The sequence below is a fragment of the Phycisphaerae bacterium genome (assembly GCA_012729815.1).
Lineage (GTDB): Bacteria > Planctomycetota > Phycisphaerae > JAAYCJ01 > JAAYCJ01 > JAAYCJ01.
In genome coordinates this window covers 1-12,324 of sequence record JAAYCJ010000223.1, presented here as the reverse complement: position 1 = coordinate 12,324, position 12,324 = coordinate 1, and the positions used below count along the sequence as shown (strand labels likewise).

Genomic DNA, 12,324 nt, shown 5'->3' with positions numbered 1-12,324 from the left:
CGCCGATGGACAGCACCGCCTTGAGCTACCGCATTCGGGCCGCCGTCGTGCTGGCGGGCGTGATCGCCCTGCTGGGCGTGGCGGTCTACCTGCAGCCGGATCGGCTGGAGCGGTTTAACAGCGGCTACCCACTGCTCAAACCGTGCGGGTTCCTCGTCCAGAGCGGCTATCCGTGCCCGACGTGCTTTATGACCCGCTCGTTCGTGTACATGATGCACGGCCATCCGATCAAGGCGTTCGCCGCCCAGCCGTTTGGGGCCCTGCTGTGCCTGATCGTAATCTACCTGGGCGTTGGGGCGGTCCAGGTACTGGTCACCGGGCGACCTTGGCAGCCGTTCTGGAGCCGGTGGCGGTTCCGATGGGTGCTGATCGGCTTCGCCGCCCTTTTCCTTGGGGCGTGGATTTTCAAGCTCCTCTTTGGTACATTCGTAACCGGTGAATTTCCAATAAGGTAGGAACACATGCGGCAGAAACTCCCCCTTGCGGCGGGGCTGGGGCTGATCCTCCTGGCCACCGGCGGATGCAACCTTCTGGCCTCGCCGATGTACGCCCTGGCCGCCGATCGAACGCAGAAGATCCAAGCCGAGTTCGAGGACCTCGAGGGCAAGGACGTGTGTCTGTGGGTCTGGGCTGACGAATCCGTCTCGTTCAGCTATCCGCAGGTGCGTCTGGACGTGGCCAACCACGTGCGGCACGCCATCAACCAGCACATCAACTGCACGTTCACCGATCCGCTGGCGGTGCACAAGTTCCAGCGGTCGGACTACGAAGCCGACCGGCTGCCCATGGTCGAGATCGGCCGGAAGTTCGACGCCGATATGGTCATGCACATCCAGTTGCTGGAATTCCGCACGCATCCCTACGGGTCCGACTCGCTGCTGCAGGGCCACATACTGGCCCAGTGCGCCCTGTACGACTGTCGCGGCGATCTGCCCGTCCAAAGCCGCGATCGCGAGTTGTGGTCCGGCCGGGTCGAGGTCGACTTTCCCGAGAAGCACCCACTGAACCCGACCGAAGCCGACGTGTTCTACGTCCGATCCGCCACCATCCAGGTGTTCAGCCAGGCCCTGGCCAAGAAGTTCTATACCCACCGCGAACCGGTAGGAGGTTAGGCCATGATCCGCATTCCTCTGGTCCTCGGCGCTTTGCTGATCGGCGTGCTCTCGAGCGGCTGCGCCAACATGGCCCTGATGTTCACGCCGGACATGAAACCGGCTGTGCCGGCCGAGTTCAAGCTGCCGGCGGGCAAGACCGCTGTCCTGATCGACGACTACATGATCAGCTCGACCGACGCCGCCACCCGCGAGGCCATCGCCCAGCGGACCATGCAACTGCTCCAGGAAAACGGCGCGGTCCGGCGCGACAACGCGATCGACTATTCGCAGGTCGAGAGCCTCAAGAAACAGGGGGCCGACGGGCGGCTGTACTCGATCCAGCAGCTCGGACGCGAAACCGGGGCCGATCTGGTGATCTACGTAAACCTGACGCAATTCGACCTGCAAGCCGACCCGGAGAGCCCGTTGATCCTGCCGGCCGGTCGGGCCCAGGTGAAGGTGATGGACGTAGGGACGGGCGAGCGGCTCTGGCCGATCGACATTGCCGGCCGCTCGGTCCAGGTCCGCGGTCGGCGCGAAGGCGACATGCTGGAACCCGAGAAGCGGCAGGAATGGACCGACCAACTCGCCGACATGCTCGGCGCCGAGGTCGCCCGGCTGTTCTACGCGTACCGAGAGGAGTAGGAACTCAGCCGATCGGGGGAACGCATCCGCAGCGCCATTGGTGGTCTCTTTGGGACGGCACGGAGCACGCGGACCACGCGGAGGGAAGGAAGTCAGTATCCCGAGTGAAGAAGGGGGCGGCGGGTCTGCATTCTGCATTTTTCTATTTAGAATTTTCAATTTTCATTTTTATTCCTTCTCCGCGTGATCCGCGTGCTCCGTGCAAATCCCCGACCCAAGGCTGTCGTCGCAGTGCGGATTCGCCAGTCAAAGGGCGTTGTCCGACTAATTGGTTGACTCTAATGGTTGCCTATGGTAGGGTATGGGCGATATGAAGTGTGTGTGAAGGGTGAGCATGAACGAGAATGACCGTCGTGACGTGCTGGATACCGCAAGCGACAGCCCGCTGTTGCACGTGCGGGTGCGTGAAGACCTGAGGCGTCGGATCTCGCGGATGCGGGGCGGCGAGAAGCTGGAGCCCGAGCGGGCCCTGGCTGAGCGGTACGGGGTGGACCGGGCCACCGTTCGGCGGGCGATGACGGACCTGGAGCAGGAAGGTTTCGTGGTCCGTCACCAGGGCCGGGGCACGTTTATCCGCAAGCTTCGGACGATCGACCAAACCCGCCTGGTGGGGCCGAAGGTGATCGGATTGATCATGCCGGACATGGAGATCCCGATGCACCTGGCCATGCTGCGGGGGGTTGAGGAGGCGGCTTCGCAGCGGGGCTATCAGTGCTGGGTTCGCAACGCCATGCTGGACGCCCGGCGGGGGCTGGCGATTCTCGACGCCATCAGCCATGAGGAGCTGACCGGCATCATCACCTGCCCGTTCTTTGAGAACGTCGCCGATCCCGAGTACGTAAGGCTGCTGGGCCGGCTGATCGCCGACGGCAAGCGGGTCGTGCTGATGGACGAGTACATCCCGCAGATTGACGCTCCGACGGCGTGCATCGATAAATTCCGGGTGGGCTACCTGGCCGCGGAGCACCTGGTCATGCAGGGGCACCACCGGATCGGCTATGTTTCGAGTCATACCTACTCACCGGCTGGGGATAAGTGCTACCGGGGCTACCGCCAGGCTTTGGACGATTACGGCGTGGCGTTTCATCCGGAACTGGAGATCAACGTGGATGGGCGATGTTCGGCTGAGCCGGTCCGCGAGGCGGTGCGGGATCTGCTCAGGGAGTCGCCGCGGGCGTTCACGGCGGTGGCCACGCCGCATTTCGCGATGGCCTACGGGATTTGCCTGGCCCTGCGCGACCTGGGCCTGACCGTCGGCCGGGATATTGCCCTGGTCGGCGACAACATGACCGATAATCCGGAGTTCGCCCACATCCCGCACACCCACCAGCCGCATGACCAGGAGGCCAGGGCGGCGGTGGAGCTTCTGCTGGACGACGCGCGGGACGGGCATCGAAAGCACGTCCTGATCCAACCGACGATGGTGATGGGGCAGAACCTATGAAGACCAGTCACAGATCCGCGGTCATCGTGCCTCGGAAGGCGGCGCCGGCGTTTCGAGCGTTTACCCTCATCGAGCTGCTGGTGGTGGTCGCGATCATCGCCGTGCTGGTGGCGATGCTGCTGCCGGCCCTGACCTCGGCGCGGGAGCAGGCCCGGGCAGCGGTATGCTGCAGCAACCTTCGCCAGATCGGGGTGACGCTGTTCCGCTGGACGGAGGAATACGGCGGCTACATGCTCTGCGACGGCATCCCCAGCAACTACGGCGCGGCCGCGGTGGGACCGGGTTATAGTCTGCCCGCCGGCCCCTACGACGGCCCGTACACCTGGTGCGAGACGTGGGTTCAGCGCGGCTATCTGGACACCGTTGCGGATGGGACGCTCAGCGCCAAGGGCTCGATCCTGGAGTGCCCGACGGAAACGGTTCCGGCGAACTACCGCTACCAGCCGCACTATGGGTGGAACTACGTGTGGCTCGGCCACTGGTGGAACAACTACTACCAATTCGAGAAGCTCAGCCGTTGCGCCTTGCCGTCGGACACGCTGGCCTTCGGCGACAGCGGCGGAGCGGACCGGGACGCGTCCTACGTGATCAACTGGAGCCCCGCCCAGGCGCCGCTCTACATTCCCCAGCCGCGGCATTCCGGGACGGCGGGCTTCTTCTGGCTTGATGGGCACGTCGCCCGCCTGCCGCAGGAAGACATCTACAGCAACAGCGCGTACTACTGGCAATTCGAAAAGTAACCCCTGTCGTCCGAAGCGGACGGGAGACCCTCTGAGCATGAGACCTTTCAACGCTGTGGCGGTGCGGTTTGTGGCGATGGTGCTGGCGGGATTCGGAACGGCTTGCGGCGATGCCGCGACGCAAACCGCTCAGAGGCGGGTCTGGCACGTCGCCCAGACCGCCGAAGCCTCGGACGAGAACGACGGCACGGCGCAGACACCCCTGCGAACTATCGGACAGGCCGCCCAGCTCGCCCAGCCGGGCGATACGGTGCTGGTGCATGAAGGCGTATACCGCGAGTGGGTCCAGCCGGCCCGCGGAGGCGACGGGCCGGATCGGATGATCGCCTACCAGGCCGCTGAGGGCGAGCGGGTGGTCATCTCGGGCTCCGAGGTCTTCGATCCGCCGTGGGAACCGGTCGAGCCGAACCAGCCGCGGTGGGAACACGTGGTGCGGGCGAACCTGCCGGAGGATCTGTTCGAGCCCCATCCGCGACTGGCTGACGATAACGGCCAACCGCAACGATACAACCCCTTCAACACGCCGGTCCGGATCGGTCCCTACTTGACCGCCGAGGAACGGATGGCCCCGCGCGACCCCAATCGGGCGGGTTTCCCGGAACTGGTGGTCGGCGAGGTGTTCGTCCGCGGCCGGCCGATGCGCCAGGTCCGCACCACGGACCAGGTCAAAGCCACTCCCGGCTCCTGGTGCGCCGCGGACGACGGTAAGACGCTGGTGGTCAACTTCCTCTCGTGGACCAAGGGTCCGGTGGAAGTGACGGTGCGTCCCGCGGTCTTCGCTCCGGAACGGCGCGGCCTGGGTTACATTCGCCTTGAAGGTTTCATCATCGAGCATGCAGCCAACCAAGCTCCGTTCCCGCAGGCCGGGATGGTCTCGACCCGCAGCGGGCATCACTGGATCATCGAGGACAACGTCATCCGCCATGCCGCCACGGCCGGTCTCGACGTCGGGTCCGAGGTCGTCGCCCATTGGCGGGTTCTGCAGAACCAGGACATCGACGAAGGGCCGTGGGCCGATGAACGAGCCAGACCGGTCCACGAGACGAAACTGCCGGAGGGCCCGTGGCCGCCGGAATACAACTACGTCGAGGCGCCCGCGCCTTCGCACAGCCACGTGGTGCGTAACAACCGCATTTGCGACAACAGCCTGAGCGGTCTGATCGCGGTGAAGGCCGATGACCTACTCATCGAAGGCAACACATTTGAGCGGAACAACCGGCGGCGGCTGACGCCCAGCGAGAATCCCGACCTGGAGTGGGTGGAGGCGGCGGCGATCAAGCTGCACGTGACACGGCGGGCGAGGATCGCTCGCAACCTGATCCGCGACCAAGCCGGCAGCGGCTCGGGAATCTGGCTGGACAACACCAACGAAGCGGCACGGATCACCGGCAACCTGGTTCTCGGCAATGACGTTGGAATCGACCTGGAGATCAACGCCGGTCCGCCGATCCTGATCGATCACAACGTGGTCGCGTTCAACCGGATCGACGGGCTTTCAAGCCGTTGTTCGGTGACGGTGCGGTTCGTCCACAACCTCTCGATGTACAACGGCCGGTGGGGCTGCATTGTCGATTACGCTGGCACCCGCGGCCAGTTCTTCGGCAGGCGGTTCGTCCGGCCGACCGGCTGCGAAGTGCGGAACAACGTATTCGTCGGCAATCAGCGGGGGGCGATTCGTTTCCCCATACCCAAGGAAGAGACCGAGCGCAAAGCCAACCGCATCGACGGAAACGTGGTCGAACCGGGCCAACTGTTCCAGCTCTCCGGTAATGCCAACGACGCCCCTTCTCCGGAAGAGATGGCCAACCTGGCGAAGGCGTGGCTGGACGAGGCGGGCGTCGCCAAGGCCCTGTGGCCCGATTTCGACCAGTGGCGGACCGTGGATGCGTGGCCTCGCGGGTGCTGCAATCTCGAAACGTTCGCCGCCGCGTTCGGTGGCCCGGCGGCCCGCGCGATGGAGTTGGGGCTTCCGCGGCTCTGGGAGGTAACCACCCGCATTCCCAGCGAGGATCCCGCCCGGTATCCAGAACAGGGCTCCACCGTCGAGGGCCTCGATCCACAGTACAAGATCGAGTTCCGCGATCCGGGCTGGCAAGACGTACTGGTGGACCCCGTCGCCGACGCCACGGAAGATTTCTTTGGGCAAACCCCGCCGGATGGAAAGGTCCCCGCCGGACCTTTTGGGACCGCATCGCTTCAGTCCCAGCGTCTTTGGCTGTGGCCGCCCAGCTTCTGACCCGGTGATCGCATGGCCGGCCAACGCCGATACCCCTGACGGTACGGCGTTTTTTTCTTGCAAATGGGCTACATTGGTAGTACATTGATGGTGTAGTTGTTGCCCCAGGCACACAGGATTCGCCATGACTGATCTGCCGGAAACCACGGAAGCGTCTCTGAAGGCGGATCTGCCGCTCTACGAACGGGTTCGCGAGGACCTGAAGCGCCAGATCGCACGGATGAAGGTGGGCGATCGCCTGTCTCCCGAACGCAAACTCGCCGAGGTCTTCCAGGTGGATCGCATCACCGTCCGACGTGCGATGATGGACCTGGAAAAGGAAGGGTTCGTGGTCCGCCACCAGGGCCGGGGCACGTTTATCCGCCGGCAGGTGGAGTTGGACCGCCGGCGGATGGTGGGACCCAAGGTGATCGGACTGATCATGCCGGACATGGAGATTCCGATGCACCTGGCCATCCTGCGAGGGGTCGAGCAGGCGGCTTCGCAGCGAGGCTTCCAGTGCTGGGTGCGCAACGCCCTGCTCAGCGCGGAACGCGAGCGGGAAATGCTGGAAGCGATCGGGCAGGAGGAGTTGACGGGCATCCTGACCTGCCCGGTGTACGGGAACGTCTACGACCGCAGGTACGCAGCGGCGATCAATCGACTGATGGAAGCGGGCCGGAGGGTGGTGCTGATCGACCAGTACGTGGCCGGCTGCGACGCTCCGGCGGCGATGGTGGACAAATTCAGGGTGGGCTACCTGGCCGCCGAGCACCTGATCGTCTCGGGCCACCGGCGGATCTGCTACGTCTCAGCCCACACCTACAGCACCTCGGGCGACGAGTCGCACCGCGGGTATCTCCAGGCCCTGGCCGACTATGGCGTGGCCTGCGACCAGCGGCTGGAGGTGAACGTGCCGGTGGAATCCTCAGCCGATCCGGCCCGCGAGGCGGTCGTGCGGATGCTGCGGGAAACGCCGAATCGGTTCACCGCGGTGGCGACCCCGACCTTCTCCACCGCCTACGGGATTTACCGGGCGTTGCGGGAGCTTGGTCTGACCGTCGGGCGCGATATCGCGATGGTCGGCAACAACATGGGCGACAATCCCGAACTGGCCCACATCCCGCACACGTTTCAGCCGTACGACGAGGCGGCCCGCACCGCGGCTGAGCTGTTGTTTTGCGATGCGAACGTGGACCGAGCACAGAAGCACGTGCTGATACCCCCTCGGCTCGTAATACCGGACAAGTCATGATCGCAGACACAAAGACAATGCGTAGCGATAGGCCCGGGTTCACCCTCATCGAACTTCTGGTCGTGGTGGCGATCATTGCCGTGCTGGTGGCGATTTTGCTGCCGGCGCTGTCGGCGGCGCGGGAGGCGGGCAAGACGACGCAGTGCCTCTCGTCGCTTCGGCAGTTGGGCGTGCGGTTCGCCCAGTACGGCATGGAATACGGCGAGCACATTCCCGGTTCGGTGGAGCATCACACGCGGGGCTGGCAGCGGTCGCTGGAGTACGCTGGGCTGATGATGCCCGGATACGGCCACACCAACGATCCGCTGGCGATCTACGGGTGTCCCAAGCATGTGTCGCCGCTCAAGACGCTTCCGTGGTGGCAAGCGTGCAGCTACGGCGACAACGCCTTCGTGGTCAGCGGCTGCGACGGCGCAAGCTGGGGCGTCCGCAAGCTTCGCTTCTCGGAACTGTCGGACCCGTCAAGTTTCTTTCTGCTCTGCGATTTCTACAACCCGAGCAACGACGCGTATGAATACGTCTATCCGTCTTCATCACATATCCACATGACCGGGCGGCACGGGACCGGGGCGGCGCAGACCAACATGCTCTTCGGCGACGGCCACGCGTGGACCACCACGCCGGAAGAGTTCGAAGCCAACGCCTCGCGATGGTTCTTGCCGTAGAACGCGTGCTTCCTCCAGGAGATGTGCCTTGAGTAGATTGCTGGCGGAGTTGGCGGTTCTCATTCTGCTGGGCGGGTCACTCACAGCGGCCCAGACCCAACCGGCCAGGGATTGGCTCGGCATGCCACCGGACGTTGCCGACTGGGGGGCGGCGGTCAAAGTCCCTTTCGTTTCGCAAATCGATCGCAAGGCGCTTGGCGAGGGGGCGGTGGATCGGCTTTGGGACTGGGAGGCCGGGGTCAACTTCATGACGGACGGGTCGGGCGAAGGCCTTGAAGGCATTCCAGCCGAGTTCGCCAAGGCGGGTGAGTACCGTGTCCTGGTGCGGGTGGGGGCTGGATGGGCCAAAGGCGCCGAAACACAGGACCGGTTTGTCCTCGGACTGGACGGCCAACCGGTGGCGATCTGGGCGGCGAAGGGCACCGGTGGGGCCTCGGACCTGGAGTGGACCGAACTTCAGCGGGTGGCGGTGGACAAGCCGGGAACGCATTCGCTGACCTGGCGGCATGTGTCCGGCAGCCAGCCGCGGACCGTGCAGTACCTGATCGCGGGCCTGGTGTTCGTACCCGCCGAAGGGGCCTCGACGACTGAAGCGACGAAGACGCTGGTCAGCGAAGACGGCTGGATTCGCGGCTGGCTGGTCGGGGGCACGTTCGGCATGGGCGGATTGGCCTCGATCGCCCCGTTCTACGAGAAGTATTTTCTGCCCATCGACGGCCTGGAGTGGGACCAATACGCCTTGGACGGCAAGCCGCATGTCGAGTGGAAGCCCTACGTCAGCCCCACCGACGTGGTGCGGATGGACCTGCCGGAGACCTTCGAGAAGCGCGGATGGTTCGACTGGCCCGTCGGACGTCCCGGCTGCGCGTACGCCAGCCTCTACGTGAAGGTGCCGAGCCAGATGGACGTGCTGATCGACTTTGACTCCTCTCAGCCGGCGGACCTCTTCCACGACGGCGATCCAGTGGTCGCCGATCAGACCATCCTCGGCGTGAACGCCGACGGCGGCTTCCAGCGGACGGATGCCGATCCGCCGCTGCGGACGGCGATGACGCTGCATCCGGGGGTCAACCGCCTGACCGCCAAGCTCTACTTCCCTCAGAACAAGTACCGCACGGCGGAGGAGCGGGGCGAGGAGAGCACGTGGTTCAAGTGCCGCATCCTGGATATCGAGGGCAACGTGATCACCGGGCAGGTCACCGGCCGCGCGTACGCCCAAGCCAACGCCAGCGGTTACCTGCTCTACTCAATGAACCCGCACGACATGCTCGACGGCGAGTTGCCGCCCGGTCGGCGGTTGGGCGATCTGGTCGAGTTGAACTTCGAGACGGCCGAATGGAGCACGTACCTGACCGGCCAGGACGTAAACCTGACGGGCACGCTGGGTTTGACGGACGGCCTGCGGCGGCTGGAACGCTACGGCTTTAACGAGCGACGGTTCGACGATCAGGAAAACGCGGCGACCGTGCATTGGGTGCTGCACGATTTTGACGGCAACGGCATCGCGCGGGACCGGACGGAGGTCAGCTTCACCGCCGATTCGCCCGGCCGCTTCGGCGTTCCCCTGGGCAAGCTGCCACGCGGGCACTATACCCTCTACACCGAGATTCGTTCGGGCACGCGGTTCGTTTGCCAGCCGCAGCCGGAGATGATCGTGGTGGTCGATCCGCCGACACTCCCGCGGGCGGGCGTCCATTCGAAGTTCGCCCACAGCTTCTACTACATCTTTAACAGCCGCGATCCGCGGGAGAACGAAAGCCTGCTGCGCCTGTTGGCGCTGGCCAAGGTCCGCTGGAACATCGGCAGCGCGCACAAGTGGTGGATCGACGTGGACCCGCGCCAGTGGGCCGACCTGCCCGCCGATCAGCGGACCTGGCCGCGGCACCCGCGTCTCGAGAGCGTGGACCGGGCCCGGCAACTCGGCATCGAGATCATCGGGCAGCTTGGAGCCTTCACCAAGGGCTCCGAGGTTCCGCCGTTTGCGGGCGACCCGAACCTGGCCGATCACCTGATCATCAACGACTACTTCGACTTCGGCCCGATCGACAGCCCGGAGATCGACCGGGTCGTCGACACCTACGTCTTCGAGACGGTCAGCCGATTCAAAGAGCACTTCCGCTACTGGCGGCTGGACAACGAAATGAACCTGCGGGACTTCACGCCGGCGGAGCTCGTGCGGCTTCACGAACTGGTCAGCCGGGCGATGCGGCGGGCCGACCCGGAGGCCAAGCTGTGGATGGGGTCGATCTCGTCGTTCGACCTGCCTCACGCGGAGGAAATGCTTCGGCTGGGCCTTGACCGCTGGATCGACGTGTACGACTACCACTACTACATCTGGCCGCAGCCGGACCCGACCTACGCCGACATGGGCGGACTGCCGCTGCTGCTGTCGATCTTCGAGAGGTACGGCGTGACCACGTCGATCGCCAACGGCGAGTTCGGCTGCTACCGCTCGATCCACAAGGACGGAGCGCGGGTGCAGGCGGCCATGCTGGCCCGCGGGCTGATCGTCGCCCACACCTACGATCAACTGCGGTGGATCGCCCCACACTTCCCGACCCACTTCGAGTGGTGCGCCGACGCCGAGAACGGCATGCACGCCTGCTACCTGGCCTATCGCACAGCGGCGGACATTTTGGAAGGCGCCGCGTTCGAGGGGACTTTCGAGCTGGGCGACCGGATCGCTGCGTACCGCTTCAAGCGTCCCTCGGGCAGCCAAGCCGTCGTGCTGTGGGACGAGCAGAACCGCCGCGTCACCGTGCCCGGGATCGGTCCCCAGTGGCGAGGTTACGACATGCTCGGTCGACCGGTGCGGATCGGTCCGGACGGCGAGGTCGGTCTGAGCGTCTTTCCCCTCTACCTGACCGACGGCCAACTCGAGGAAGGCGGCGAGCCCTCACCGCTCTGATCCACACGAAAACCGCGGGCATCGGAAGCGTGATGATCTGCGGCTTCTTCGTTAACCGCGTTATCCATATCGTTCCATCAGGCCACCAGGTCGTCACTCGACGAGGACGAATCGTCTGAAGCAATCGGGCAGTTTGGCTTCGGCGATACCGGGCGAAAGGCCGATCCAGTAGCGCCGGCCAAGGCCGTCGTTGTCGGCGACGATGAAGTTGAGATTGAAGACGGTTCCGGCCTTCGGCTGAAGCGGAGCCAGGCGCGACCACGGCAGCGCCGCGCGATACACCGTGCGGTCGTCAATCCGCTCGATCCTGACGGGGCAGTTCTCAATCGGACCGGCAGCCGCACCGGGAGGCGCTTGCCAACACCAGACAATCGGCCGGCCCTCGGACCCGAGGGCCAAGCCGTATTCGTAGTCGTTATTATCGTAGTTCCGGCCGGGCTGGGCGTCGTTGCGGGTGTCGATGGCGAGCTGAACCGAGTCGCCGCGCCAGATATCGCCATCGACGGCCTGCTGGGCGTGCACGTCGTCGGTCACGTCGGCGGCGAAGTAGAGGTACTGCTCGTCCCACGAGAGGCGGGCGCGGGCGCTGAGGTTTTCCGGCGATTTCCAGCCGATGGTTGGGTCGGCGGGGAGGACCTGTTCGCGACGATCGAGGACGATCAGGTCGGCCGCGTCTTGCGGCAGCGGCGCGTCGAGGAATTCGCCCGGCGTCGCTTGGCGGCGATGGCAGGGAGCGATCGTGGCCAGGGGCTTTCGGATTTCGACGGCAGATCCACCCGCCGCCGCGGTCAACGCAACTCCGACCTCGTTGCCGGTAAGGCCCAGCGGCTCTTGAAGAGTCAGCGTCAGCGGCATGCTGCCGCCCGCCGGCATATGGACCGGCAGACCGGCGGCCAGATCGGTCCGGTGGCCGTCGGCGGTCGTCAGCCAGAGGTCCACCGATCCGTCGTACGGGGCGCTGAGGCGGTTGCGGATCGACAGCGAAAGCGTGGTCAGGCTTGGCGCCGCCACCTCCACCGTCGCCGGTCGGCGGTTCATGACGGCTGAGTTGATCCGATCGACCAGGCGAGGCAGCGCATCGGGATTGAGAATGGCGTAGGATGGATTGGCGCTGATGGTCATCAAAGCGACGCCGTCGTCGCCGGGCTTGCGCGGCGCCGCCGCCCCGGTCATCGTCCAGACCTCGGCCTCGGCCAGCGGGACTTCGACCCGCAGCGGGTCCTGCGTATCATCATCCAGCGAATCCCACGCGGCGAGAACGACGTGGTCGTCCTTCCTGTAGGCGTAGATCTTGATGTCGTAATCCGAGATGATCGGCAGCGGGGTCGCCCCGTCGAGCAGCTTGGCGACGGTCGCGT

At 65.0% G+C, this 12,324-nt stretch carries 10 protein-coding genes; 9 read left to right on the top strand and 1 reads right to left on the bottom strand.

The window, feature by feature from the left end:
- Positions 1-5: 5 nt before the first annotated feature.
- From GXY33_14550 to GXY33_14510, 9 genes are all read left to right on the top strand, one after another.
- The gene (locus tag GXY33_14550) at positions 6-455 is read left to right on the top strand and encodes a DUF2752 domain-containing protein (protein ID NLX06355.1); all 450 of its coding nucleotides are present in this window, start codon (positions 6-8) and stop codon (positions 453-455) included.
- 6 nt (positions 456-461) lie between these two features.
- On the top strand, positions 462-1,112 hold the full coding sequence (locus GXY33_14545) for a hypothetical protein (protein NLX06354.1): 651 nt from the start codon (positions 462-464) through the stop codon (positions 1,110-1,112).
- A 3-nt stretch (positions 1,113-1,115) separates the two neighbouring features.
- Complete coding sequence (locus tag GXY33_14540) at positions 1,116-1,739, top strand: hypothetical protein (GenBank protein NLX06353.1); 624 nt, start codon at positions 1,116-1,118, stop codon at positions 1,737-1,739.
- A gap of 334 nt (positions 1,740-2,073) precedes the next feature.
- Positions 2,074-3,183 carry a LacI family transcriptional regulator gene (locus GXY33_14535; GenBank protein NLX06352.1) on the top strand — a complete coding sequence of 370 codons (1,110 nt, stop codon included), beginning with the start codon at positions 2,074-2,076 and terminating at the stop codon, positions 3,181-3,183.
- The gene (locus GXY33_14530) at positions 3,180-3,923 is read left to right on the top strand and encodes a prepilin-type N-terminal cleavage/methylation domain-containing protein (protein ID NLX06351.1); all 744 of its coding nucleotides are present in this window, start codon (positions 3,180-3,182) and stop codon (positions 3,921-3,923) included. Before GXY33_14535 ends, GXY33_14530 begins: the two co-directional genes overlap by 4 nt.
- A 37-nt stretch (positions 3,924-3,960) precedes the next feature.
- On the top strand, positions 3,961-6,159 hold the full coding sequence (locus GXY33_14525; GenBank protein NLX06350.1) for a DUF1565 domain-containing protein: 2,199 nt from the start codon (positions 3,961-3,963) through the stop codon (positions 6,157-6,159).
- A gap of 124 nt (positions 6,160-6,283) precedes the next feature.
- Entirely contained in the window at positions 6,284-7,393 is a 1,110-nt protein-coding gene (locus GXY33_14520; GenBank protein ID NLX06349.1) for a substrate-binding domain-containing protein, read from the top strand.
- A gap of 17 nt (positions 7,394-7,410) precedes the next feature.
- Complete coding sequence (locus GXY33_14515; protein ID NLX06348.1) at positions 7,411-8,058, top strand: prepilin-type N-terminal cleavage/methylation domain-containing protein; 648 nt, start codon at positions 7,411-7,413, stop codon at positions 8,056-8,058.
- Positions 8,059-8,086: 28 nt separating this feature from the next.
- Complete coding sequence (locus GXY33_14510; protein ID NLX06347.1) at positions 8,087-10,966, top strand: hypothetical protein; 2,880 nt, start codon at positions 8,087-8,089, stop codon at positions 10,964-10,966.
- A 93-nt stretch (positions 10,967-11,059) separates the two neighbouring features.
- Here GXY33_14510 and GXY33_14505 read toward each other — a convergent pair.
- Positions 11,060-12,324, bottom strand: a 1,265-nt coding sequence (locus GXY33_14505) for a hypothetical protein (GenBank protein ID NLX06346.1), incomplete at its 5' end; no start/stop codon positions are given.